At 67.9% G+C, this 23,185-nt stretch carries 24 protein-coding genes; 10 read left to right on the top strand and 14 right to left on the bottom strand.

What is annotated here, in order from left to right; genetic code table 11:
• Nucleotides 1-33: 33 nt before the first annotated feature.
• A complete protein-coding gene (locus tag LI336_RS04760) occupies nt 34-888 on the bottom strand; it encodes a polymer-forming cytoskeletal protein (RefSeq protein ID WP_227131500.1) in 855 nt (284 codons plus the stop codon).
• A 156-nt stretch (nt 889-1,044) separates the two neighbouring features.
• Here LI336_RS04760 and LI336_RS04765 point away from each other — a divergent pair, with 156 nt between their 5' ends.
• Nucleotides 1,045-1,245 (top strand): DUF5800 family protein, encoded by a 201-nt coding sequence (locus LI336_RS04765; protein ID WP_227131501.1) that lies wholly within the window; start codon nt 1,045-1,047, stop codon nt 1,243-1,245.
• A gap of 113 nt (nt 1,246-1,358) precedes the next feature.
• Here LI336_RS04765 and LI336_RS04770 read toward each other — a convergent pair whose 3' ends face one another.
• The 4 genes from LI336_RS04770 to LI336_RS04785 form a co-directional block, all read right to left on the bottom strand.
• Complete coding sequence (locus LI336_RS04770; protein WP_227131502.1) at nt 1,359-1,826, bottom strand: VOC family protein; 468 nt, start codon at nt 1,824-1,826, stop codon at nt 1,359-1,361.
• Between the two features lie 47 nt (nt 1,827-1,873).
• A complete protein-coding gene (locus LI336_RS04775) occupies nt 1,874-2,518 on the bottom strand; it encodes a DUF7097 family protein (RefSeq protein ID WP_227131503.1) in 645 nt (214 codons plus the stop codon).
• A 37-nt stretch (nt 2,519-2,555) separates the two neighbouring features.
• The gene (locus tag LI336_RS04780) at nt 2,556-3,677 is read right to left on the bottom strand and encodes a pyridoxal phosphate-dependent aminotransferase (RefSeq protein ID WP_227131504.1); all 1,122 of its coding nucleotides are present in this window, start codon (nt 3,675-3,677) and stop codon (nt 2,556-2,558) included.
• A gap of 105 nt (nt 3,678-3,782) precedes the next feature.
• Nucleotides 3,783-4,523, bottom strand: a complete 741-nt coding sequence (locus LI336_RS04785) for a proteasome assembly chaperone family protein (RefSeq protein ID WP_227131505.1) — start codon at nt 4,521-4,523, stop codon at nt 3,783-3,785.
• Between the two features lie 174 nt (nt 4,524-4,697).
• Between LI336_RS04785 and LI336_RS04790 the strand changes: the two genes are divergently transcribed.
• From LI336_RS04790 to LI336_RS04800, 3 genes are all read left to right on the top strand, one after another.
• Nucleotides 4,698-5,630 (top strand): RsmB/NOP family class I SAM-dependent RNA methyltransferase, encoded by a 933-nt coding sequence (locus LI336_RS04790; RefSeq protein WP_227131506.1) that lies wholly within the window; start codon nt 4,698-4,700, stop codon nt 5,628-5,630.
• Entirely contained in the window at nt 5,627-6,151 is a 525-nt protein-coding gene (locus LI336_RS04795) for a DUF7122 family protein (protein ID WP_227131507.1), read from the top strand. The genes LI336_RS04790 and LI336_RS04795 overlap by 4 nt, the downstream gene beginning before the upstream one ends.
• Nucleotides 6,152-6,259: 108 nt before the next feature.
• Nucleotides 6,260-6,688: a CBS domain-containing protein gene (locus LI336_RS04800; RefSeq protein WP_227131508.1), complete on the top strand. Its 429-nt coding sequence runs from the start codon at nt 6,260-6,262 to the stop codon at nt 6,686-6,688.
• A gap of 221 nt (nt 6,689-6,909) precedes the next feature.
• Here the strand turns inward: LI336_RS04800 and LI336_RS04805 are convergent, their stop codons facing one another.
• The gene (locus tag LI336_RS04805) at nt 6,910-8,466 is read right to left on the bottom strand and encodes a DUF790 family protein (RefSeq protein ID WP_227131509.1); all 1,557 of its coding nucleotides are present in this window, start codon (nt 8,464-8,466) and stop codon (nt 6,910-6,912) included.
• 121 nt (nt 8,467-8,587) lie between these two features.
• Between LI336_RS04805 and LI336_RS04810 the strand changes: the two genes are divergently transcribed.
• The gene (locus tag LI336_RS04810; protein WP_227131510.1) at nt 8,588-8,995 is read left to right on the top strand and encodes a hypothetical protein; all 408 of its coding nucleotides are present in this window, start codon (nt 8,588-8,590) and stop codon (nt 8,993-8,995) included.
• Between the two features lie 33 nt (nt 8,996-9,028).
• Here LI336_RS04810 and LI336_RS04815 read toward each other — a convergent pair whose 3' ends face one another.
• Complete coding sequence (locus LI336_RS04815) at nt 9,029-10,459, bottom strand: DEAD/DEAH box helicase family protein (protein WP_438267270.1); 1,431 nt, start codon at nt 10,457-10,459, stop codon at nt 9,029-9,031.
• Between the two features lie 93 nt (nt 10,460-10,552).
• On the opposite strand from LI336_RS04815, the gene LI336_RS20335 reads away from it, so the two are divergent.
• The 3 genes from LI336_RS20335 to dnaJ all read left to right on the top strand — a co-directional run bounded on the left by LI336_RS20335 (nt 10,553) and on the right by dnaJ (nt 14,946).
• Complete coding sequence (locus LI336_RS20335) at nt 10,553-11,581, top strand: nucleotide exchange factor GrpE (protein ID WP_368408346.1); 1,029 nt, start codon at nt 10,553-10,555, stop codon at nt 11,579-11,581.
• A gap of 122 nt (nt 11,582-11,703) precedes the next feature.
• Nucleotides 11,704-13,590 (top strand): molecular chaperone DnaK, encoded by a 1,887-nt coding sequence (dnaK, locus tag LI336_RS04825; RefSeq protein ID WP_227131512.1) that lies wholly within the window; start codon nt 11,704-11,706, stop codon nt 13,588-13,590.
• A gap of 168 nt (nt 13,591-13,758) precedes the next feature.
• Nucleotides 13,759-14,946 (top strand): molecular chaperone DnaJ, encoded by a 1,188-nt coding sequence (dnaJ, locus tag LI336_RS04830; RefSeq protein WP_227131513.1) that lies wholly within the window; start codon nt 13,759-13,761, stop codon nt 14,944-14,946.
• Between the two features lie 81 nt (nt 14,947-15,027).
• On the opposite strand, the gene LI336_RS04835 is transcribed toward dnaJ, so the two are convergent.
• The gene (locus tag LI336_RS04835; RefSeq protein WP_227131514.1) at nt 15,028-15,840 is read right to left on the bottom strand and encodes a PH domain-containing protein; all 813 of its coding nucleotides are present in this window, start codon (nt 15,838-15,840) and stop codon (nt 15,028-15,030) included.
• Between the two features lie 3 nt (nt 15,841-15,843).
• Nucleotides 15,844-16,641 (bottom strand): hypothetical protein, encoded by a 798-nt coding sequence (locus LI336_RS04840; protein ID WP_227131515.1) that lies wholly within the window; start codon nt 16,639-16,641, stop codon nt 15,844-15,846.
• Between the two features lie 217 nt (nt 16,642-16,858).
• Between LI336_RS04840 and LI336_RS04845 the strand changes: the two genes are divergently transcribed.
• Nucleotides 16,859-17,581: an acyl-CoA synthetase family protein gene (locus LI336_RS04845; RefSeq protein WP_227131516.1), complete on the top strand. Its 723-nt coding sequence runs from the start codon at nt 16,859-16,861 to the stop codon at nt 17,579-17,581.
• A 38-nt stretch (nt 17,582-17,619) separates the two neighbouring features.
• Here the strand turns inward: LI336_RS04845 and LI336_RS04850 are convergent, their stop codons facing one another.
• A complete protein-coding gene (locus LI336_RS04850) occupies nt 17,620-18,489 on the bottom strand; it encodes an SDR family oxidoreductase (protein ID WP_227131517.1) in 870 nt (289 codons plus the stop codon).
• 280 nt (nt 18,490-18,769) lie between these two features.
• Here LI336_RS04850 and LI336_RS04855 point away from each other — a divergent pair, with 280 nt between their 5' ends.
• Complete coding sequence (locus LI336_RS04855) at nt 18,770-19,480, top strand: helix-turn-helix domain-containing protein (protein ID WP_227131518.1); 711 nt, start codon at nt 18,770-18,772, stop codon at nt 19,478-19,480.
• Nucleotides 19,481-19,513: 33 nt separating this feature from the next.
• Here the strand turns inward: LI336_RS04855 and LI336_RS04860 are convergent, their stop codons facing one another.
• Genes LI336_RS04860 through LI336_RS04875 form a run of 4 tightly spaced genes read right to left on the bottom strand, consistent with a single transcriptional unit; the run spans nt 19,514 to nt 23,163 of the window.
• A complete protein-coding gene (locus tag LI336_RS04860; protein ID WP_227131519.1) occupies nt 19,514-20,251 on the bottom strand; it encodes an ABC transporter ATP-binding protein in 738 nt (245 codons plus the stop codon).
• A complete protein-coding gene (locus LI336_RS04865) occupies nt 20,248-21,024 on the bottom strand; it encodes an ABC transporter ATP-binding protein (protein ID WP_227131520.1) in 777 nt (258 codons plus the stop codon). The genes LI336_RS04860 and LI336_RS04865 overlap by 4 nt, the downstream gene beginning before the upstream one ends.
• A gap of 1 nt (nt 21,025) precedes the next feature.
• Nucleotides 21,026-22,177 carry a branched-chain amino acid ABC transporter permease gene (locus LI336_RS04870; protein ID WP_438267274.1) on the bottom strand — a complete coding sequence of 384 codons (1,152 nt, stop codon included), beginning with the start codon at nt 22,175-22,177 and terminating at the stop codon, nt 21,026-21,028.
• A 47-nt stretch (nt 22,178-22,224) separates the two neighbouring features.
• Nucleotides 22,225-23,163, bottom strand: coding sequence for a branched-chain amino acid ABC transporter permease (locus tag LI336_RS04875; RefSeq protein ID WP_227131522.1), 939 nt, complete (start codon nt 23,161-23,163; stop codon nt 22,225-22,227).
• Between the last annotated feature and the right edge of the window lie 22 nt (nt 23,164-23,185).

Here is a 23,185-nt window from a genome sequence, read left to right on the forward strand (position 1 = left end):
AGCACGGAGTCGGAGCCTCCCGACCCGGCCAGTTCACTCGACGCTACGCCCGCTCAGGCCGAGCATCTGGATCTCGCCGCGAGCGCGCATCCGGCCGTCGACCTCGGCGTTCTTCGAGAGCTCGAGGTCCTTACAGCCGATGTCGCCCAGTACCTTCGCGCCGGGCGCGATCTTCACCTTCCCGTTCCGGGTGGTGACGTCGCCGTGGATGCGCGTCCCTTCGCCGACGACGATGTCGCCTTTCGCGCGGAGACTCCCGAAGACGTTGTTCCGTTCGCCGACGTCGATGGCTTCCGCGCGGACGTTCCCGTGGATGCGACAGTCGTCGCCGATGGTCGCCGGCGTCGACACCCGCCACGCGTCGTCGTTCACCGTCGCACCGCGCGGGATGACCAGGGGGTCCTCCTCGACCGCTTCGGTGTCGAACGCCTCGTCCGCGAACGCCTCCGCCGCCTCGTCCTCACCCATCAACATGAGCTGTTTGAGGTACATGAACAGGAAGACGACCGTCGGCATCGGGTTCCGGATGACGATCCAGCCGTTCGCCTCGAACCCCTCCTCGATGTCGACGTCGTCCCCGACGTCCAGGTCGCCCGCGACCCGGAGCTGGCCGCCGACGTGCACGCGCTCGCCGACGTACGCGTCGCGGGCGACGAGGACGTTCCCGGAGACGTCGCTCCACATGTCGAGCCGGAGGTCGCCCTCCGCTTCGACGTTCCCGCCGATGGTGACGCCCTCGCCGCAGAGGACGTTGTGCCCACGGAGCCCGAACTCGATGGTCGAGCGCCCGCCGACGACGACGTCGCCGGCTGTGACGAGGTCGTGTTCCTCGACTGTCGTCTCGTCGGGAACCTTGAGCTCGTCGAGCGGGTCCGTGTGCAGAGACACGCGTGTACGTACGACCCTCGGGGGTCTTAAAGTTCGCGCGAGCGTCAGACGCAAGTCAGACGGACGGCGTCTGGTGGTTCGAGCGCCTCACTCCGACCGCGAGTTCTGGGGACGACAAGCGAGAGAAATAACTGCGTTCGGGGTCAGTTCCAGCGTATGACGACGCTTGCTTTCGACGAGGACGGGGTCGACGTGGTGTACGAGGGGACGGAGTTCCGGATGGAGCGCGACCTCATCGAGGAGGCCACCGAGAAGGACTACTACGACGTCACCGACCACGAGGTCCTGCAACTCGTCGCCGAACAACCGAACCTGACCGGGGAACCGCGGCTCGTCCGCGACATCGTCCGCGATTGACGACGGCGACGGTCACGCGGAGCGAACCGACTACCCGCCGAGTCACGCGGTGCGGAGCGAACCGACTGCCCGCCGAGTCACGCGGTGCGGAGCGAACCTGACTGCCGGTCGCATCACGCCGAGCGGAGCGATAGCGGGTCGAATCGTTCGTTGACGCCCTCCCACTCGTATTGGTCGCGGTCGGCGCGCGTGTCGAGGTACACCTCCACGCCGTTCCCGTCCGGGTCGTCGAAGTACAGCGCCTTGCTGATGCCGTGGTCGACGGGCGACACGGGGACGTCGCTGGATTCGAGGCGTTCGTAGACCGCGGCGAGCGCGTCGCCGCTTTCGACCTCGAACGCGGTGTGGTAGAGGCCGACGCCGGTCCCGGGCGGGTCGGCGTCGGCGCCGACGCCCTGGAGCGCGACGTCGTGGTGGCGGTCACCGAAGCTCAGGAACGCGAACGAGCCGTGGCGCTCGGTCACGTCGAGGCCGACGACGGTCGTGTAGAACTCGACGGCGCGGTCGACGTCGCGGACCTTCAGGTGGACGTGCCCCACCAGGTGCGCGCCGTCGTCGCCGCTCGAAGAACAATCACTCATGGGAGTGTTACGTCGTTCGTCGACTTAGCGCCCCGGACGACGGCGACCTACTCCGACTCCTCGTCGTCGGGGTCGTAGCGTTCGCTCGCCGCCGTGAACCCGGCTTCGTCGAGTTCGCGACTCCGGCGGTCCTCGGCGACGGCGAGCGCCTCCGCGCTCGGGTTCACGTCGTCCGTGATGCGCGCCCACGAGTCGTGGACCTTCGAGTGACACCATCGACAGAGCGCGACCGTTATCTCGTGACTCGGCCCGCCGTCGGCGTCGTCCGCGTCCACCTCGCCACCGTCATCGCCGTCGGTGTCGTCGCCGTCGCTCTCGGGAGTGTCGAGTTCGGTCGCGTCCGCCGCGCGCCGCGCGGCGTCGTCGGCGTACGACAGGTGGTGTTCCTCGACGAGCGGTCGGTCGTCGTCGTGCGCCATCCGACGTTCCTCGAGCCCGCAGCGCGCGCACTCCCGGCCGCTGCTCGTCGACTTGAAGTGCGGGCAGTCCCGCCAGGCCCACGCCGGGCCGACGTCCGCCACGACCGGGCACGCGAGGTCGTCGCGACGCCGGTCGCGCGCGAACCCCGGGTCGTGCTGGGGGTACTCGAACGCGTACCGGCACGTGCCGTCGCTCGTCAGGTGATCGCAGACGTCGACGTGCTCGTAGGGGTCGTCCACGCCCACGCCAGTGCCCTTCGGCGTCTTCTCCATGCTATCGAGAACGGATTCGAGTGGTCGGTCGCGTTCGTTACTGGACCGCTTCGGTCGCCTCGCGCATCGCCGCGAGCGCCTCCTTCAGCGTCTCGACGTCGGTCGCGTACGAGATGCGCGCGTACCCCTCGCCGTGCGAGCCGAACGCCTCGCCCGGAACGACGACGACGTCGCGTGCAAGGACCTCGTCCACCCACCCGTCGGGGACCTTCGGCATCACGTAGAACGCCCCCGAGGGCGTCGGGACGTCGAGACCCATGTCCTCGAGGCCGTCGAGGACGACGTCGCGGCGTTCCTCGAACTGCGCGACCATGTCGTCGACGACGTCCTGCGGGCCCGAGAGCGCCGCTTCGGCCGCGTACTGCGCCGGCGCACTCGCACAGGCCTGGATGTACTGGTGGACGCGGAGCATCCGTTCGATACGCGGCGTCGCGGACGTCACCCACCCGAGCCGCCAGCCCGTCATCGAGTACGTCTTCGAGCACGCGCTCACGACCGCGACGTTGTCGGATTCCGCGAACGCGAGCGGCGTGTGGTGCTCGCCGTCGAACACGATGTGCTCGTACACCTCGTCGCTGATGCAGAGGACGTCGTGCTCGTCCGCGATCCGCGCGAACTCCATCATGTCCGCCTTCGACTGGACCGCGCCCGTGGGGTTCGCGGGCGAGTTCACGACGAACGCCGCCGTGTCCTCGGTGATGGCGTCCTCGACCGCGCCCGGGTCCATCGTGAGGTCGTCGCGGAGCGGGACCGGCACGGGTTCACCGCCCGCAATGTGCGTGAGGTTCTCGTACGCGACGAACCCCGGGTCGGGGTAGACGACCTCGTCGCCGGGGTCGACGTGCGCCTGCATCGCGATGTGGAGGGCCTCCGAGCCGCCCGCGGTCGCGATGACGTCCTCGGGGTCGACGTCCAGGTTCTGGTCCTCGCTGTACCGGCCCGCGATGGCCTCGCGGAGCGCCAGCGTCCCCTTGTTCGACGTGTACGCGTCGGCGTCCCCGGACTGGATGGCGTCCACCGCGGCCTGACGCGCGTGCTCGGGCGTCGGGAAGTCGGGCTGGCCGAGCCCGAGGTTGATGGCGTCCTCGCCGGCCGCCTCGAACACCTCCCGGATGCCGCTTATCGAGACCTTCGTCGCTCGCTCTGCGAACTCCGTCATACCCTAGCCGGCGAGCGCCGCCACCGTAATCCTACCGTGAGAACGAGTACCGAACTCGGTGCTGCGAGCGGTCAGCAGGCGCGAACCGACCGCGAGTCCCGGCCGCTACTGGTACATCCGGAGCGGCTGCGCCTGCGAGGACTCCTCCTCCTGGACCTGCTGCATCTTCGCGGCGAGTTGCTCCTTCTTCTCGCGGATGTCCTCCGCGTGCTCGACGAGGTCCGTGACGTCCACGTCGACGTTCGCCAGCGGCGAGATCCCGTGCTCGATGAGGACGCGACTCGCCTCCGGGTCCGGGAACTGCGGGTCGCTCTCGACGACCAACGCCACGCTCTCTAGGTCCTGCTCGGCCGCACGGTTCACGAGCGCGCCCGTCGGCCCCGAGATGACGCCGCTCTCGCTCGGCAGGTCCACGTCCAGCTCGTCGAGCAGCGCGCCCCCACCGGCGGTGCCGACGCCGTGCATCGCCGGCGGCGAATCGTCCTTCTGGGCGCCCATCCCGCTGAGGTAGATGGGCGTCACGTTCGCGTCGACGAGCCACGTCGTGAAGCAGTCCGCGAACTCGCGGACCGCCTCCTTGTTCACGGGGACGTCACTCTGGAGGACCAGCAGGTCGGCGTCCGGCGCCGCGTAGATGCGGACCGGCGGGCGGACGTCGCGCTCGCCGCCGTGATACACCGCGACCGGCGCGAGCGACTCGCAGTGCACGGTCGCGTACAGCTCCATCTCGAGCGTCTCGACGAGGTGATCGGCGGCGATCTTCCCCACGAGTCCCACACCCGGAAGGCCCTCGACGAGCACGGGGTCGTCGAGGCTGACGTCCAGTCGTTCCTTGACGTGTGCCATGCGCGAACCCACGCCGGGCGCCCCGATAAAACCGGGGGCGTATCGCGGGGCGAGCCCACGGCCGCGCCCACCATCGACTGGGGGCTGGCGACGGACCGACCCGGATCTGGCGGCCGGGCACGGTCGGCGTCGGCGACCCGAAACCGACAAGCGACCGCCCGGACAAGCGAGGGCATGGAACCCTTCGAGCGGTACCGGGACGTCGTCGACGACTACGACGCGTTCCTCGCCGCGTGCGAGCGCGGCCTGCCGATGGCGGTGCGCGTGAACACGCTCCGGGCGACGCCCGACGAGGTCGTCGCCGCGTTCGAGGCCGAGGGCGTCGACGTCGAGCGCGTCGACTGGCATCCCCACGTCCTCGTCCCCGACACCGACAGCCCCGGGTCGACGTGGCCGACGTACCACGGCTGGGCGCACGGCCAGGAGGAAGTATCTGCGATTCCCGCGACCGTCCTCGACCCCCAGCCCGGCGAACGCGTGTGGGACGCCTGTGCCGCCCCCGGGAGCAAGACCACGCAATTGTCCGCGATGATGAACGACGAAGGCACGGTGGTCGCGAACGACAACAACCTCGGCCGACTCTCCGCGCTCCGGTTCAACACCGAGCGCCTCGGCGTCACGAACACCGTCGTCACGAACCAGGACGCCCGGAACTTCTCCCTGAAGCCGTTCCAGGACGAGGACGAGGACGACGAAGACGTCGCGTTCGACCGCGTGCTCGTCGACGCCCCCTGCTCGTGCGAGGGCACCATCCGGAAGAACCCCGACGCGCTCGACAACTGGAACCTCGGACACGTCGAGCAGGTCGCGAGCGTCCAGAAGGGCATCCTCCGCAGAGCCGTCCAGGTCACGAAGCCAGGTGGAACCATCGTGTACTCGACGTGCACGTTCGCCCCCGAGGAGAACGAGGCCGTCCTCGACCACGTCCTCGCGGAGGAACCCGTCGAGGTCGTCGACTACGACCTCCCGCTCGAGCACGTCGACGGCCTTACCGAGTTCGAGAGCGACTCCTACGACCCACAGGTAACGAACGCGAAGCGCGTGTACCCGCATCACAACGACACGGGCGGGTTCTTCACCGCGAAACTGGAGGTGACCGCCGAATGAGCGAGAACGACCAGCTCGAAGCGAACGACGGCCAGCAGTTCGACCGCCTCCCCGAGACGGCCGCGGACCGCGAGGTCGAGGGCCGCGCGACGCGCGAGGCAGTCCTCGACTGGTGGGACGAACGGTTCGGGGTCGACCCCAGCGTCTTCGAGAACCACTCGTTCTGGGAGAAGGGCGCCGGGAAGGTCTGGGTGTTCGCCGGCGACCTCCCCGACCCGACCCGGGACGTGGAAGCCGCCGGGATAACGTTCCTGCGGACGCGCCAGGAGCACTGGAAGCCCACCACGGACGCCGCGCAGCGATTCGGGCGGCACGCCACGAAGAACACCATCGTTCTCGACGACGCGGAAGCGAAGCGGTTCGTCGCGGGCGACGACCAGGACCTCGAGTGGGACGGCGACTGGGGGTACGTCGTCCCCGTGCACGACGTCGCCGGCCGCCAGGAACCGCTCGGCGTCGGCCTCTACGTGTACGACGAACTGAAGTCGATGGTCCCGAAGGGCCGCCAGCGCGACGTCTAGCCCGTCCACCCTCTCGAGGACGGTTCCAGGCCGTAGCAACTGGTTACAACGATTCTTGAGCGATTCGGTCGTACTACCACTCGTGGGTCTCGCGACCCGCGTTCACCAATGACCCTCGACCAGATCGCACGCGACAAAGGAGCGCTCGTGACAGCCACACCAGACCACTCCATCCAGGACGCCGCGAAACTGATGGCCGAACACGAGGTCGGCTGCATCGTCGTCGAACGCGACGACGAACCCATCGGTATCGTCACCGACCGCGACGTCGCCCTCGGCGTCGTCGCCGCCGAGAAAGACCCCGCGAGCACGACCGTATCGGACGTCATGACTCGCGAACCCGTCACCGTCCACGTCGACGACGGCGTCCACGAGCTCACGGAAGCGATGCGCGACAACAGCATCCGACGGATGCCGATCGTCGACGACGACGGCACGCTCGCCGGTATCGTCACGCTCGACGACGTATTCGTCCTCGTCGCCGACGAGATGCACGGCCTCTCCGAGGTCATCCGCGCCGAATCACCACCGTACTGACCGACCCAGGGGTTCATCCGTGATGGGGCGGCCACGGTCGGCGTGACCTGACCGCCGCCGGGGCGCGCCAAGCCGTCGCACGATGCCAGTGCGCTCCGATCTCGTTCGTCACGGATTCCCTGTCGCGACCAGCGAGCCGAGGCGGACGACCGAGGCATCGTCAGTCAGCCCCCCACCAGTCACGCCGTTCGGACGCAACGCTCCACCGGACCGAAGGCTCGTCACTTCTCGTGGACGGTCCCGCCCGAGAGCCCCGTCCACTCGACGCGATATCCGAGCGCGGAGAGCGCCGCGCTCGCGTCGTCGAGCCCGTACTCGTCGAGGACCGTCTCCGCGTCCGCGTACGCCATCCCGTCCGCGAGCTCGCCGTCGACGTCCTCGAGGACCGCCGGCCGGACGAGCGTCCGCCCCACCAGCTCGTGCTCGGGGAACGCCACGTCCGCGAGCGCGTCCTCGCTGACACCTTCGCGTTCGGCGAGCGCGGCGAGCGTCACCACGTCGTCCGCGGGCGTCAACGACCCCGGGAGCGCCGCGGCTGCATCCGCGACCAGGTCCGTCTCGTACTCGCGGAGGACGTCCACGACGTCCTTGACGCGTACCGTCCCCGAGTACGGGACGACCGCCGCGTCCGTCGCCGCCACCTCCTCGCCGACGCCGAGGGACTCGTCCACCGCGACCACCATCTCGACGTCCTCGACGTCCGCGAGCTGGCCGAGCTTCTTCTCGACGTACTCGGGCGTCCAGAACCCCATCACCTCGAAGAACACCCTGAAATCCGGGCCAGCATCAGGGTCACCACCGGGCGCGTAATCGAACGCGAAGTCGGGAATCATGACGCGGTACCCGGTCGCGAGCGGCTCCGGCTCCCGCGACAACGCCCAGTCGAGGTCGAGGCCCTCGAATCGCGCCGCGAAGTCCGCCTCCACGCCGGAGTCGAACTCGACGGCCGCGACCGGGTCCGCGTCCGGGACGCGCACCGGGTCGTCGTCCGAGAGGACGAGTTCGCGCTCGGTCCCGTGGTCGTCTATCGTCGCTTCGAGCCGCCACTCGGATGCCTTCGCGACCGTCCGGAGGAGTCGCGCGAACCGCGTCCCGTAGCGCCGCGACCGCGAGAACAACGCATCCGGGCCGGTGACGACGACCTCCCGGTCGCTCGCCGTCTCCGGTCCGGACGCGCGTTCGTCCTCCGGTTGCCGGATCTCGTACATGAGCCGCAGGCGCTTGACCGCGGAGACGAGCGCCTTCGGGTCCGACGAGCGGACGCGGACCTCGACGGCGTCGAACAGCGCCGTCTGCGCGAGCGAGAGGTTGTACTGCGCGAGCAACCCGTCGGGGTCCCAGGGTGCGTCGAACGACGCGAGCACCTGGCGTTCCTCGAGGTCCGCGAACAGCGACGCGTCCACGTCGTCGACGTCGACCGCCAGCGAGTCCGCGGCGCGGTCGAGCGCTCGTTCGCGCTCCGCGGGCGTGACGACGCCATCGAGCTCCTCGGCGGCGACGAACGCCGCTCGGCGTGCACTCGACGGCGTCACTGGCGCTCGCGTCTCGAAGCGCGCCGCGTGCTCGCAGCACTTCGCGAGCCCGCGAACGAGCTTGAAGTCCTCGGCGTCCCCCTCGAGGGTCCTGAGCGCGCCGTCGAGGTCGCCTCGGGTTCCGTCGACGTGCCCCTGGAACGTCCCGACGACGCGCGCCGCCAGCGGCCGACTTTCGCGGTCCGCGAACACCGGCTGGTAGCCGCCGCCACGGCGCGACACCCGGAGGAGGTCCTTCGTCAGCACGTCAGCGAATCCGGCCCGCGACGACAAGGATGTGACGCCTCGCTCCGTCCGACGCCGGCACCTGAGCCGGGCGACGCCGAGAGCACAAAGGTTTCATGCGGCGTCGCGGTTACTGGCGAGTATGCGCCGTCGTCGCGTCCTCACCGCGCTCTCGCTCGCTGCCACCGCGGTCGCCGGCTGTACGTCCGGGCCGGCGAAGTCCGGCCCGAAGTGGGGGCCGCCGGAGACCGAACCCGGGACGCCGACCAGGGACGACTCCACGACCCGACCGACGACGACACCCGGGTACGGGCTCAGTGCGAGTTTCGCGACCCGGACGAGTACCGCGACGGACGCGTTCGCCATCACCGTCACCGTCGAGAACACCGTCGACCAGTCGCGTCGCGCGACCCTCGTGGTCACGTGGAGCGCCGGCGAGGAGTCGCAGGTCGAGGAACGACGCGTCGACCTCGGTCCCGGCGAGTCGACGACCTACGAGATGACGTTCCCCGAGGTCGGCAACCTGTCGTTCGACTGGCGCGACCCCTGACGCGTCGACGCCCCCAGTCGAGACGGTACAGAGTCATCGGCGGCGGCTTGCGACGCGTTCCTCCGCGGTGTCCTGACTCACGATCTCGTAGAGCCGTGCGGTCTTCCCGTCGCGAGGCCGGAGGATGCGGCCGAGTCGCTGCGTGAACTCGCGTTCGCTCCCGCTCCCCGAGCAGACGACGCCGACGTTCGCTTCGGGGACGTCCACGCCCTCGTCGAGGACGTTCGAGGAGACGATGCGCGAGTAGCGGCCGTCGCGGAACCGCTGGAGTATCTCCTTGCGCTCGCTCGCGCTCGTCTGATGCGTGATGACGGGGACGAGGAAGCGTTCGGCGACCCGGTACGCGAAGTCGTTGTGCGCGGTGAAGACGATGACGCGGTCGTCGCGATGGCGGTCGAGGACGTCGCCGAGCGCGTCGACCTTCGCCTCGCTCCCGAGCATGATGCGGCGAGCGCGTTCCTTCGCGAGCAGTGCCTCGCGTGCGTCGGGGTCGTTCCCGGAGCGCTTGACGAGCTCCTGGTAGTCGCTCCCCGACCGCATCTGGATGCCGGACTGGGCGAGGTAGTCCGTGAACGTCTCCTGGTTCGTCTCGTAGCGTTCCCGTTCGTCGGGCGTGAGGTCGACCTCGACGCGCTTGACGTCGTACGGCGCGAGGTGCTCGCCCGCGAGGTCGTCGACGCTCAGGCGGTGGACGAGCGGGCCGACGAGGTCGGCGACGGCCTCGTGCGCGTCGTCCGGTCGTTCGAACGTCGCGGTCAGTCCGAGGCGAGCTGGTGCGGCGAGCAGCCGCGCGATGTCCTGGTAGCCCTCGCCGCCGAGGTGATGGACCTCGTCGAACACGACGAACCCGAACCGGTCGCCGACGTCGTCGGCCTTCAGGTACGCGGAATCGTACGTCGACACCGTGATCGGTTCGAAGCGCTGCTCGCCGCCACCGAACTGCCCGATGGGGACGTCGAACTCGGCGTCGAGCTCTCGACGCCACTGTTCGAGGAGGTCGATGGTCGGGACGACGACGAGCGTCGGTGTGGACAGTGCCGCCATCGCGGCGATGGCGACGACGGTCTTCCCGCTCCCCGTCGGCAGTTCGAGGTTCCCACGACGGTCGGCGTCCGTCCACGCGTCCAGCGCGTCCCGCTGGTAGGAGCGGAGTTCGTACGTCGTATCGAGCGACGGGAGGGGGTCGAGGTCGAGAACGCGGTCGTCCACGTCGACGCCGTCGGCGGCGAGCGCGTCTCGGACCGCGGCGTACGCGATAGCGGGTGTACGGTAGCCGCCGCTACGCGGATCCGCCTCCATCTCGGGCACGGCGTCGAGAACGGCGTCGGGGACGTCGCCGTCGACTCGCACGGACCCGTTCTCGAACCGGAGCACGACGGTCACGCCAGCACGTCCGAGCGCCCGCCAGTTAAGCGAGTCGCTCCCACGGCCGGAGCGCTGTCGCTGCACCCGTTCTCCCGGCATCCCCGGCTCGCAGGGGGTGGCGACGGGCGGTCGTTCGCTGGCGTGGCGGACGTACCTGAATCCTTTTATCCGAAGGGAGGTTTTGTTTCGAGCATGAGCGAAGACGAGGGTTCAGTGGACTCCGCGGCTGACGCCGAGGAGGCCGACGACGCGGCATCGGTCGAGGGTGCCGAGTCGGGGGACGAACAGGCTGCGGCGACCGGTGGGGACGCCGACGAGGAATCGAGCCCTGAGGCCGAGGAAGCGTCGGCGCAGGTGGACGACGACGGGTTCGTCACCGCCGACCCGGAGTCCGTCGAAGCGGACGAGTCAACCGGCGAGGGCGGCGACGGGACGCCCGTGAGCGAGGACATCGTGGACCGCGTCGCCGAGTACGACGACGACGCCGCCGCCGAGGTGCGCGCACTCGTCGAGCGAGCGTTCGAGCTGAAGACCGACGCCAAGCGCGTCCCGGAACTCGAAGCGCGGGTCGACGACCTCGAGGACGACGTCGAAACCCTCCGCGAGGAACGCGAGGAACTCAAGTCGAAGCTCCGCCGGAAGCAAGCGGACTTCAAGAACTACAAGGAGCGACAGAAGCGCAAGCAAGAGGAGATGAAGGAGCGTGCGACCGAGGACCTCGTCGAGCGACTCGTCGGCGTTCGCGACAACCTGAAGCGCGCGCTCGACCAGGACGTCGAGGACGACGAGAGCATCCGCGGTGGCGTCGAGATGACGTTGAAGGAGTTCGACCGCGTGCTCGACGAGGAGAACGTCGAGGAGATCGCGCCCGACGCCGGGGACGACGTCGACCCGCAGCGTCACGAGGTGATGGTGCGCGTCGACAGCGACCTCCCCGAGGGGACCATCGCCGAACTGTTCAATCCTGGCTACGAGATGGCTGGCCGCGTCATCCAGGCGGCGCAGGTGACGGTGAGCAACGGCGCGGAGTACGACCCGGAGGATAGCGACGACGCGGAGGACGCGGCGGCCGAGACCGACGGGTCGGGAGCGGACGGCGACGGCGACGACGAGGGAGCCGTCGCGCTCGGTGGGGAAGTCGACGACGAGACCGCCGAATCGAGCGATGACGCCGGCGAGGCGAGCGACGAGGACATTAGTGCAGCGCTCGACGACGAGTAGTATCCAGCTGACAGCCTGTAATTTACCATTTTTGCTGGTTTGAGTACCCCTAGGCAATTTTATTCGAGAGAACACTCTGTAAAGCAACTTTTAAAACGGTCAGGTTCCAATAGACACTCAACATGGCGAGTAACAAGATTCTCGGTATCGACCTCGGTACCACAAACAGCGCGTTCGCGGTGATGGAAGGTGGCGACCCGGAGATCATCGTGAACAACGAAGGCGACCGAACGACGCCGAGCGTCGTCGCGTTCACCGAGGACGGTGAACGCCTCGTCGGCAAACCCGCGAAGAACCAGGCGATCCAGAACCCCGACCGCACGATCTCCTCCATCAAGCGCCACATGGGCGAGGAGGACTACACGGTCGACATCGACGGCGAGGAGTACACGCCCGAGCAGATCTCGGCGATGACCCTCCAGAAGATCAAGCGCGACGCCGAGGACTACCTCGGCGACGACGTCGAGAAGGCCGTCATCACGGTCCCGGCGTACTTCAGTGACCGACAGCGCCAGGCGACGAAGGACGCCGGCGAGATCGCCGGGTTCGACGTCGAGCGCATCATCAACGAGCCGACGGCGGCCGCGATGGCGTACGGCCTGGACGACGACTCGGACCAGACCGTGCTCGTGTACGACCTCGGGGGCGGGACGTTCGACGTCTCCATCCTCGACCTCGGCGGCGGCGTGTACGAGGTCGTGGCGACGAACGGGGACAACGACCTCGGTGGCGACGACTGGGACCACGCGATCATCGACTGGCTCGCCGCCGAGTTCGAGGACGAGCACGGCATCGACCTGCGTGACGACCGGCAGGCACTCCAGCGCCTGAAGGACGCCGCGGAGGAGGCGAAGATCGAACTGTCGAGCCGGAAGGAGACGGAGATCAACCTGCCGTTCATCACGGCGACGGACGACGGCCCGATCCACCTGGAGAAGAGCTTGACGCGTGCGAAGTTCGAGTCGCTGAGCGCGGACCTCATCGAGCGCACGCAGGCGCCGACGGAGCAGGCGCTCGAGGACGCGGACTACTCAAAGGACGACATCGACGACGTCATCCTCGTGGGCGGGTCGACGCGGATGCCCCAGGTCAAGGAGCAGGTCGAGGAGATGCTCGGCATCGAACCGAAGGGCAACGTCAACCCCGACGAGGCCGTCGCGCTCGGTGCGGCGATCCAGGGTGGCGTGCTCGGCGGCGAGGTCGACGACATCGTCCTGCTGGACGTCACGCCGCTCAGCCTCGGTATCGAGGTGAAGGGCGGGCTGTTCGAGCGCCTCATCGAGAAGAACACGACGATCCCGACCGAGGAGTCGAAGATCTTCACGACGGCGGCGGACAACCAGACGACGGTGCAGGTCCGCGTGTTCCAGGGTGAGCGCGAGATCGCGGACGAGAACGAGATGCTCGGCGAGTTCCACCTCACTGGCATCCCGCCGGCGCCCGCTGGCACGCCCCAGATCGAGGTGGCGTTCAGTATCGACGAGAACGGTATCGTGAACGTCACCGCGGAGGACAAGGGCAGCGGGAACAAGGAGGACATCACCATCGAGGGTGGTGCGGGCCTGTCGGACGCGGAGATCGACCAGATGCAGGAGGAAGCGAAGGAGCACGCCGAGGAGGACAAGCGCCGCCGCGAGCGCATCGAGGCGCGGAACAACGCGGAGGCGACGCTCCAGCGCGCGGAGAAGCTCCTCGACGAGAACGCCGACGAGGTCGACGACGCGCTCATCGAGGACATCGAAGCGCAGATGGACGAACTCGAGGCGACGCTCGACGACGACGAGGTGTCGAAGGAGGAGATCGAGGACGCGTCAAAGGCGCTCTCGGACGAACTCCAGGAGATCGGGAAGCAGATGTACGACGGTGCTGCGGCCGAGGGCGGCCCGGAGGGCGCGCAGGCCGGCCCCGGTGGCATGGGTGGCGCTGGCCCGGAAGGCGCTGCCGCTGAAGGCGACGAGGAGTACGTCGACGCCGACTTCGAGGACGTCGAAGAGGACGAAGAGGCCTGACCCGGTGCGTCTGCGGTAGTCGGTGCGTGTTCTTGGTTCTTTTCGGTGGTCGTGTGTTCGTGAGTGGCGTTGCGGTGCGTGGTTCGAGGGTGGTGTTGGGTTGGTGGTGGTTCCTCGACCGAACCCGCGCTTTTGAAGTGGTTCAACGGATTAACTGGCTGTAACGAGATGAGTGAGGACTTCTACGACGCGCTCGGTGTGAGTCGAGATGCGTCCGAGGACGAGATCAAGCAGGCCTATCGGAAGAAGGCCGCGGAGTATCATCCGGACGTGTCCGACGCGGAGGACGCTGAGGAGAAGTTCAAGGAGGTCAAGAAGGCGAAGGAGGTGTTGACCGACGAGGAGAAGCGGCAGGCGTACGACCGGATGGGTCACGAGCGCTTCGAGCAGGCGGAGAAGCGCGGTGGGTTCGACCAGGGTGCTGGTGGCGCTGGTGGTGCTGGTGGGCCGTTCGGTGGTGCGGGTGGTGCTGGCGGGCCGTTCGGTGGTGCTGGCGGTGGCGGTGGTATCAACGATATCTTCGAGCAGTTCTTCGGCGGTGGTGGTGCTGGCGGCGGGCAGCGTGGGCCGCGACCGGGGCGCGACCTCCGGATGGAGCTCGGACTGGATCTGGAGGAGGCGTTCGAGGGCGTGACGAAGGAGGTCTCGATCACGCGACCGTCGCGCTGTGACGTCTGCGAGGGCGAGGGGCATCCGCCGGAGGCGGACGCGGAGACGTGCCCGGAGTGTAACGGCGAGGGTCGCGTGACGCGCGTCCAGCAGACGCCGTTCGGTCGGATGCAGCAGACGGGCGAGTGCCCGCGCTGTGACGGTGCTGGCGAGCTCTACGACGAGACGTGCGGCGAGTGTCGTGGCGACGGCATCGTTCGCGAGGACGTCACGATGCGCGTGGACATCCCGGAAGGCATCAAGACCGGGCAGACGATCCGTCGCGAAGGCGAGGGTGCGCCCGGCGAGCCTGGTGCGCGGAACGGCGACCTCCTCATCGACGTCCGCGTCCGCGACCACGACGAGTTCGAGCGCGACGGCGACGACCTCTACTATCGACTCCCGATATCGTTCCCGCAGGCGACGTTCGGGGACGAGGTCACCGTGGACGTGTTCGGCGAGGACGTCACCCTCGAGGTCCCCGCGGGCACGCAGAGCGGCGAGCAGTTCCGCGAGCGCGGCGCCGGGATGCCGCGTACGCACCGCCGCGGTCGCGGGAGTCTCGTCGTGCAAGTCCAGGTCGTGACGCCGGAGCCGAGCGAGCTGAACGACGAGCAGCGCGAGGCACTGGAGGCGTTCGCGGAAGCCGGCGGCGAGGAGATCGAGCTCGCCGAAGGGTTCTGGCAGAAGATCAAGAACTCGTTCTGACCGCGCGGACCGGACGGGAACCCGTCCCCGCCGCTTCATTCCTCGCCGAGCGTTCGCCTGGTCTCGTGCGGGCTGGTGGTGTCAGTCCTGAGCGTCCGGTTCGGCGGCCTCCGCCGGCTTCTCGTTCCCGGAGACGGGCCGTCGCGTCTCGTCGTCCCGGTCCGCGGCGCGGCCCTGTCTCTCGGTACCAGTCGCGTCCGCCGGTGGTTCGGCAGCGTCGTTCGCGTCCGGCGCGTTCGATTCCGGTGACGACTGCGAGGACGCCGGTTCGTCTCGTTGATGGCTCCGGCCACGACCACGTCGCTGCGACGGCCTCGAGTCCGTCGCCTCCTGCGCGGACTGGTTCTCCTCGGTCGCTTCCTCGCGCTGCGTCTCGAGCAGTTCGAGGACGGCCTGCTGGAGGCGTTCCGGTTCCGCCGCGTTGTCGAACTCGACGTACCCGATACCGCGGTTGCTCCCGACGGAGAGGAACGAGATGGTCGCGAACCCGAGCATCGACTGCAGGCGGCTCTTCGAGAGCTCCACGCCCCGGATCATGTGGAGTGGGAGTTCGCGGGATTCCTCGCGGTACGCCAGGTGGTACTGGCGGCGGACGCTGTCGGTCGTCACGACGTACTTCGTCCGGTAGAGGACGACGTACTTGATCGCGAGCCGGACCGCGCCGATGACGGTCAACCCGAGGACGACGAGTCCCGCGATGCGTGCGTTCTCTCCCTCACCGAACAGGGTCGGGTTCTGGTAGAGGAACGCGCCGACGAACCCGCCGACGACGACCGTCAGGACGAGGTAGCCGAGCACGAGCTGGGTCGCTGGTGATGCGACGGTGACGATGTCGCCACCGAAGGTGTCTTCGTCTCGATTCGCCACGAACCGTTCGTCTGAGTCTTCAGTCATGGATTACCCGACGATGTTCAGCGAGTACGCGAGGATGGTTCCGACGATGTACAGTGCCGGTGCGGCGGCGACCGCGAGCAGCACGAGAAAGCCCGTGAACCGCGACGCGCCGTGATTGATGCGAGCACCGAGGTACATCGAGTACAGGTAGTAGAGCACGCAGCCGACGAGTGCCGCGAGCACGAGCTGACCTTCCTGCGAGACCGCCGCGACGTTCACGGCGTCCGGTCGCCCGGACGCGAGCGTGAACTCGCTCCCGAGCGCGTCGATGAAGAAGTAGATGAACTCCTTCTGGATGGCGACGACGAACGCCGCCGCGACTTCGGTCGTCGCCGACTGCGAGAGGTACCAGACGAGACTGAACAGGCCCGCGAGGTACGCGCTCGTCGAGTACGTTATCGTGTGTGCGGTCTGCAGGACGCCCTTCGAGTTGAGCGTCAGGAGGACCGCGGCGTGGTAGTTGACGAGCGTGAGTACGGCAGCGACCGTCAGGAACGCGGAGTTCTGGACGAGCGCCGAGAGGAACTGCCAGAGCGACGTCGGGTCGGCGAGCCCGCCGGCGAGCGCCACGAACCACGACGGCGCGGCCGCGGTACTCTGGACGCCGATACCCGCGAGCGTCAGCGGGACGGCGTACAGCGCGAGGTTCACGACGTACACGACCGCCAGTCGATTCATCTCGAACGCCGTCCACACCCAGCCCGCGGCGTAGTTGTCGGTCCGCGACTGGACGAACCGCCGCGGCTGGAAGACGGCGTCGAACAACCCCCGAATCACCCCTGCAACGTATCCAGTTGCCATCGCGTAACACGCCTACGTTTAGATACCACCTGCATAACGATTGCGGCAGTTCCACGCCCGCGTCGGGCGACAGCCGTCCGTTCAGTGCTCGCGTCGCCGGATTCACCGCCGCGACGGCACCCCGAGCACGTGTTGTGTGAACGAGACCTTCGAGGTGGGAACCCCGGCAGCGTCCCAGACCGTCGGGTCTTTGCCCGGCCGTCGGTAACGCTCGCACATGGACACGCTCGTCGACCTCGTCGCGCGCTCGCGACGCTCGGACGCACCCGCGCTCCGAGCACCCGCACACGGCCAGTTCTACGACTATCAGCGGCTGTGTACGACGACGTGGAAGACCGCGAACTTCCTGCACGCCCGCGGCGTCCGTGCACGCTCGACCGTCGGCGTCGGCGACGACCCGCGCGCACAACCCGTACTCGCCGTCCTCGGCGCCGCACTCCTCGGCGCGAAAGCGTACGTCGGCGCCCCCACGAACGTCGACGCTCGCGCCGTCGTCGCTCACGTCGACGACGTCGACGACTACGACCTCGAACCCGGCACGCAACGCATCGCGTACGGCGGCGACCACGACGACCCCGACGTCTACCACTTCGAGGGCGACATCTGGAGCGAGAACCCGACCATGCCACCCGAAGCCGACGCCCGCATCCCCGTGAACGTCGCCCTCGTCACCGGCGTCGAAGCGCTCACGCACGGCGAACTCCTCACGGCCGCCGCCGACGCGGTCGACCGCCTCTCGCTCACGGCGGATACCGAGGTCGCCGTCCGCGCGCCTCTCAGCGACCCGCGCGCATTCGCCGCAGGCGTCCTCGCACCCCTCTCCGCTGGCGGGACCGTCGTCTTCCCCGACGACGACACCACCGCCGACGCCGCCGTCGTCGGCCCCGACCGCGACGCCCCGGAAGACCGCGTCCTCGGCGTCCGCGACGTCGAGTTCTGAAGACGTCGTGTCTCGCTCGCGAGAGCGGTCGTCGTGGATTACTCGTAGGTGAGGGTCATCCCGCCGTCGAAACAGAGGTCGCCGCCGTTGAGGTGGTCGGCGTGCGAGGAGAACCCGAACACGAAGAGGTTCGCGACGTCGACGGGGTCCATCATCTCCTTCACGCGGGACTGCCCGAGCATCACGTCCTCGATGACCTCGTCGACGGAGATGCCGCGCTGTTCGGCGGTATCGGGTATCTGGTCGGTGACGAGCGGCGTCTTCACGTACCCGGTGCTGATGGAGAACGCGCGCAGGCCGTTCCCGCCTTCGGCGGCGATGGACTGCGTGAGTCCGCGCAGCCCGAACTTCGAGACGTTGTAGCCGACCTTGTCCGCGGTGACGTAGTGCCCGTGGACCGACGCCATGTTCCCGACAGCGCCCACGCCGTCCTCGGTCCCGCGGATGTGCGGGATGGTTCGCTTGGCGAGCGAGAGCGGTGCACGGAGCATTATCTCGTGCATCTGGTCGTACTTCTCCATCGGGAAGTCCTCGACGGCGTCGATGTGCTGGATGCCGGCGACGTTCGCGAGGTACCGGACGGTGCCGAGTGCAGCGGCGTCGTCGACGATGCGGTCGTGGTCGGCGTCGGTCGTGAGGTCGGCGACGGTCGTCTCGACGCCACCCGCGACGTCGAGGTCGTCGGCCTTCGCCTGGGTGGCTTGGAGGCCGTCCGCGTCGATGTCCGTCGCGAGGACGGTGAGGCCGTTCGCGGCTGCGGCGAGCGCCGTCGCTTGCCCGATACCCGACCCCGCGCCGGTGACGATGCAGACGTTCTTGGTCGCGAAGTGGTCGTCGTCCACGAACAGGATGTCGTCCGCGGTTATCTCCGCGACCTGCAGTCGCTCGTGCGTGGTACTATCTGTCATTCGTGTAGAGAGGCACTACCCAGCAGTGAAAAGCGGGGGGTTGACATGTATACGGCCACGCCCGCAGCGACTCCGTACCCGGCTCGAACTCCCGTCTCGATCGGGGGCGGCACGATCGTCGCGGCAGTCGGTCGCGGCGAAAGCGTCGAGACAGTCCGTGGCGGCGGTCGGTGGCAGTGCGAGCGTCGCGACAGTCCATGGTGGCGGTATCGCGCTTCCGGGAGGGATGTTGGTGTTTGGATAAAAAGCGATAAACGACTGGGGACAGATTCTATGCTAGATGATATCACTCCAGATGGACATGGTCCAGTACGACTGCCCGTACATCGATACGACAGTCCAGAATGACGTGTCCTTCTACGCCCGCCAGTGGGACTTCAACCCCGCCAGTGAGGTACTGGAGACGCGCATCATGGTCGAGGGAGACGACCGTGGTGCGCTCGACAACGGTCTGCGGACGCTCCGAGACCACTCGAACATGCACGGGTACGACCTCCTCCGGCGCGACGGCGACCTCGCACTCATCCGGTCGCGCATCGGCCAGACCGACGCGATGGGCGTCATCCGCGACCGCGACGGGTACATCACGGGCCCGTTCGAGATCGACGCCGGCAGCGAGACCTGGCACGTCGGATTCGACCGCGAACGGATTGCGGACGGCGCACTCAGCGAACTCGACCGGAACAACGACTTCGACGTCGAATCCCGCGAGTCGATGGACCTGGAGGACTACTACGACCTCATGCGGAACGTCGACCCCGCAATCTCGCTCCTCGACGGCTGCCGCGAGCTCTCCCGGACCGAGCGCGAGACGCTTCGCTCCGCCGTCGCCGACGGGTACTTCCAGACGCCGCGGGACGCGACGCTGTCGACGCTCGCCGACGAGTTCGACGTCTCCAAGATGGCGGTCTCCAAGAACCTCCGACGGGGCGAACGCAAAGTCCTTGGCCGCGTCATCGACGCGATCGACGACCTCGACGTCGGCCAGTGACCGGCCATCGAGCGCCGAACGATCAGGGACAGATCACTCGACCCCGCTGCCCTGCATCAGTCGCTGGACGTCCGGTTTCTCGACGACCTCGTCTGGCGGGCCGCTGTCGACGACCTCACCGCGCTCGATGACGTACAGTTGATCGACGATGTCGGGGACGTGCGTGACGTTCGACTCCGCGATGAGGACCGCGATGCCCTGGTCGTTGATCTCCTCGATGTAGCCCTTGAGGTTCTCGACGACGATGGGCGCGAGCCCTTCGAGCGGTTCGTCGAGGATGAGGAGGTCGGGCTGGAGCGCGAGCGCGCGGCCGATGGCGACCATCTTCGCTTGCCCGCCACTCAGGTTCTCGACGAGCGCGTCCCGTCGGTCGTCGAGCTCGTCGAGGACGTCGAACACCTCCTCGACGATCGCGTCCTCGTCGTCGAGTCCGCGCGCGTCGCCGACGCTCCAGATGGGGAGACGGAAGTTCTCCTCGACGGTCATCCCCGTGAACAGCTTTCGATCCTCCGGCTGGTAACCGATGCCGCGCATCGGGACGACCTCCGGGCGTAACTCGGTGAGCTCCTCGCCCTTGAACCGGACCGAGCCCGCGAAGAGGTCCGCGAGCCCCATCACGCCGCGGAACGTCGTCGTCTTCCCCGCCCCGTTCCGGCCGACGAGCCCGACGGCTTCGCCGGCGGCGACGTCGAGGTCCACGTCCTCAGTCACCTGGAAGCCCTCGACGGCGGCGTCCAGGCCGCGGACCGAGAGCAGGGAGTCAGCGCTCATGCGCCCACCCCCAGGAGGACGCGGCGGAGTTCGTCGTCCGTCTCGAGTATCGACGCCGGGCCTTCGCCGAGGACGCCCCCTTGGTGGAGAGCGACGACGCGATCGGCGTACTCGCTGACGAGGTCCATGTCGTGCTCGATCGCGACCGTCGCCACGCCCTCGGCCTTGCTCACGTTCACGATGGTCTCCATCACGTAGTCGGTCTCCCGGGCGGAGACGCCCGACGTGGGTTCGTCGAGCAGGAGGACGTCCGGGTCGAGCGCGAACGACATCGCGACGTCCAGCAGCTTCCGGTCGCCGTGCGGGAGCTTGTCCGCGACGACGTGCTGTTGATCGTCGAGCCGGAAGCGTTCGAGGAGGTCGTCGACGAGCGCCTCGACGCCGCCGTGTTCGTCGCTGAAGCTGAACGCGCTCCCGAGAAGGTCCTGCTCGGAGAGGACGGCGGTACGGACGTTCTCGCGAACCGACATCTCCTCGAAGACGTGCACGACCTGGAAGCTCCGGACCACGCCGGCCTTCACGCGCTCGTGCGGCGGCATGTTCGTGATGTCCCGTTCGACGGTCTCGCCGTCCTCGTCGGTCCGCGTGAGGACGACGTTCCCGTCGTCGGGCTCGAGGAGTCCGGTGAGGAGGTTGACGAGCGTGGTCTTCCCAGCACCGTTCGGTCCGACGATGAACACCATCTCGCCGGGTTCTCGGCCGAATTCGACGTCGACGTCGTCCGTTGCAACGAGCTGCCCGAACGATTTCTTGAGATTCGTAGCTTTCAACATGTTAACGCACCCCGAGTACGAGCATCCGCAGGTTTCGTCTTGCACGACCCACTGCCGCCCACAGGCTCGTCCACGCTTCGGTCGCCCACTCGCCGACGATGGCCGGGTCGTCGCTGAACGTGCTCACTGCCGCGCGGAGGCGGCTGCCAGACTGCAGCGACCCCACGATACCGCGCGGGAATCCGAACACGAGCAACAGGAGGACGATCCCGGTGAGGGCGTCGAAGTAGTTCGTGAAGTCCCGCCCGACGTCCTGGAGAAAGACGAGCACGACGCCGCCGACGAGCGGCCCGACGAGCGTCCCGAACCCACCGAGGATCGCCATGAACAGGATCTCGCCCGACCGCAGGAAGTAGAGCGTCGCTTCCGGCCGGACGTGCTGCTGGACGAGCCCGTACATGCCGCCGGCGACGCCTCCGTAGATACCCGAGATAACGAACGCGGCGAGGACGTACCGCCGGACGGGGATGCCGACGAATTGCGCGCGCGTCCGGTCCTGCCCGATGGCGTCCAAGGCGTTCCCGAACGGCGAGTTCACGACCCGCCACATCACGAACAACGCGAGGACGACGACGAGCACCGTCAGGTAGTAGACGACGACGCTGTAGACGTCCGCGCTCAGTTCGACGCCGAACAGCGTCGCGCGATTCGCCTCGCCGGGTCGCACCGGGAGGCCGTCGCTCCCACCGAGGTAGCTCTGGCCCTGCGCGATGGCGTACAGGAGCTGGCCGAACGCGAGCGTCAGCAGCGAGAAGTACAGGCCCGTGTGTCTGAGCGACAGGAACCCGATGACGCCCGCCATCAGCGTCCCGACGAGCGTCGCCGCGGCGAGCAGGAGTAGCATGCTCGTCACGTCGAACTGGCTCGCGAGCACCGCGGCGGTGTACGCACCGGTGCCGAAGAACGCTGCGTGCCCGAACGACACGAGCTTGGTGTGCCGGAGCAGGACGTTCAGGCCGACCGCGGCGAGCCCGAACAGCACGCCCTGGTGGAGGACGCGCTGCTGGATGCTCGACGACAGCGACGCGATGTCGGGAACGGCGACGAACAGCGCGAGCAGCGCCAGCCAGCCCGCGATTCGACGCGGCGACAGCACCATCCCGCGGGAGACGCGGACGTACCGGTCGCCGTCTCGCGTCGTGGTCGCGGGCACGTAGCTTCGACGCCCCCACGCCTTCAGGGACTGGTGGTCGTCGTCGCTCACGCCGTCTCACCCCACGTGCCGAACAGTCCGTTCGGTTTCACGAGCAGTATCAGTGCCATGATGGCGAACGGCGCGGCGATCTCCGCGGGCGGATACTGCCAGACCGCCCACCGGCTGAGGACGCCGACGATCATCGCGCCGACGAACGCGCCCCGGAGACTCCCGAGGCCGCCGATGACGATGATGACGAACGACAACACGAGCGGGTTCGCACCCATCTCGAGGCTCGCGTTGCTCTGCGGGAGCGCCATCGCGCCGGCGAACCCGGCGAAGAACGCGCCCATCGCGAACACGAGCGTGAACACCCGGTCGGTGCTCACGCCGATGGCGGTCGCCATCTCGCGGTCGATGGCGGTCGCGCGGATGATGCGGCCGAGCTTCGTCCGGTTGAAGAAGTAGAACAGGCCGACCACGACGACCGCGCCGACCGCGATGATGACGAGTTTGAACGTCGGGAACGTCAGGCCGACGAACTCCGCCGCCGGGATTCGATTGATGCCGCTGTAAATGTCGCCCGCGCGAACGGGAAGCGGTCCCCAAATGAGCTTGTTCATGTCCTTGAGTATCAGGAGCAGTCCGAACGTGAGCACGAGCTGGTACACCTCGTCCCGACCGTACAGTGGCCTGAGGAACACCGCCTCCAGGAGGAGCCCGAGCGGTACCATGATCGCGGCCGCGACGACCGCAGCGAGAAGCGAGAGGACGAGGAACGTCGCGAGCCCGACGAACCCCTCGGGGTTCGCGAACGCGCCGCTCACGTACCCGAACACGGAGAACGCGACGTACGCGCCGACGGCGTACAGCTCGCCGTGTGCGAGGTTGAGGACGTCGAGTATCCCGAGGATGATGGTGAGTCCGGAGGCTATCAGGAACAGGATGAACCCGTACTGGATGCCGTTGAGCGTGTGGATCGCGAAGTTCGCCAGTTCTACCATGGGTCCCTGAACTGCCGGAGTG

Origin of the sequence: Halorubellus salinus (assembly GCF_020567525.1) — an archaeon.
Lineage (GTDB): Archaea > Halobacteriota > Halobacteria > Halobacteriales > Natrialbaceae > Halorubellus > Halorubellus salinus.

Bases quoted from the DNA above. Each gene is read 5' to 3' on its own strand.
- LI336_RS04815 (WP_438267270.1), bottom strand. From the start codon at position 10,459: ATGCCGGGAGAACGGGTGCAGCGACAGCGCTCCGGCCGTGGGAGCGAC.
- LI336_RS04835 (WP_227131514.1), bottom strand. From the start codon at position 15,840: ATGACTGAAGACTCAGACGAACGGTTCGTGGCGAATCGAGACGAAGAC.
- LI336_RS04800 (WP_227131508.1), top strand. From the start codon at position 6,260: ATGACCCTCGACCAGATCGCACGCGACAAAGGAGCGCTCGTGACAGCC.
- LI336_RS04790 (WP_227131506.1), top strand. From the start codon at position 4,698: ATGGAACCCTTCGAGCGGTACCGGGACGTCGTCGACGACTACGACGCG.
- LI336_RS04865 (WP_227131520.1), bottom strand. From the start codon at position 21,024: ATGTTGAAAGCTACGAATCTCAAGAAATCGTTCGGGCAGCTCGTTGCA.
- LI336_RS04860 (WP_227131519.1), bottom strand. From the start codon at position 20,251: ATGAGCGCTGACTCCCTGCTCTCGGTCCGCGGCCTGGACGCCGCCGTC.
- LI336_RS04785 (WP_227131505.1), bottom strand. From the start codon at position 4,523: ATGGCACACGTCAAGGAACGACTGGACGTCAGCCTCGACGACCCCGTG.
- LI336_RS04775 (WP_227131503.1), bottom strand. From the start codon at position 2,518: ATGGAGAAGACGCCGAAGGGCACTGGCGTGGGCGTGGACGACCCCTAC.
- LI336_RS04770 (WP_227131502.1), bottom strand. From the start codon at position 1,826: ATGAGTGATTGTTCTTCGAGCGGCGACGACGGCGCGCACCTGGTGGGG.
- dnaJ (WP_227131513.1), top strand. From the start codon at position 13,759: ATGAGTGAGGACTTCTACGACGCGCTCGGTGTGAGTCGAGATGCGTCC.
- LI336_RS04780 (WP_227131504.1), bottom strand. From the start codon at position 3,677: ATGACGGAGTTCGCAGAGCGAGCGACGAAGGTCTCGATAAGCGGCATC.
- LI336_RS04855 (WP_227131518.1), top strand. From the start codon at position 18,770: ATGATATCACTCCAGATGGACATGGTCCAGTACGACTGCCCGTACATC.
- LI336_RS04810 (WP_227131510.1), top strand. From the start codon at position 8,588: ATGCGCCGTCGTCGCGTCCTCACCGCGCTCTCGCTCGCTGCCACCGCG.
- LI336_RS04845 (WP_227131516.1), top strand. From the start codon at position 16,859: ATGGACACGCTCGTCGACCTCGTCGCGCGCTCGCGACGCTCGGACGCA.
- dnaK (WP_227131512.1), top strand. From the start codon at position 11,704: ATGGCGAGTAACAAGATTCTCGGTATCGACCTCGGTACCACAAACAGC.
- LI336_RS20335 (WP_368408346.1), top strand. From the start codon at position 10,553: ATGAGCGAAGACGAGGGTTCAGTGGACTCCGCGGCTGACGCCGAGGAG.
- LI336_RS04875 (WP_227131522.1), bottom strand. From the start codon at position 23,163: ATGGTAGAACTGGCGAACTTCGCGATCCACACGCTCAACGGCATCCAG.
- LI336_RS04850 (WP_227131517.1), bottom strand. From the start codon at position 18,489: ATGACAGATAGTACCACGCACGAGCGACTGCAGGTCGCGGAGATAACC.
- LI336_RS04795 (WP_227131507.1), top strand. From the start codon at position 5,627: ATGAGCGAGAACGACCAGCTCGAAGCGAACGACGGCCAGCAGTTCGAC.
- LI336_RS04840 (WP_227131515.1), bottom strand. From the start codon at position 16,641: ATGGCAACTGGATACGTTGCAGGGGTGATTCGGGGGTTGTTCGACGCC.
- LI336_RS04765 (WP_227131501.1), top strand. From the start codon at position 1,045: ATGACGACGCTTGCTTTCGACGAGGACGGGGTCGACGTGGTGTACGAG.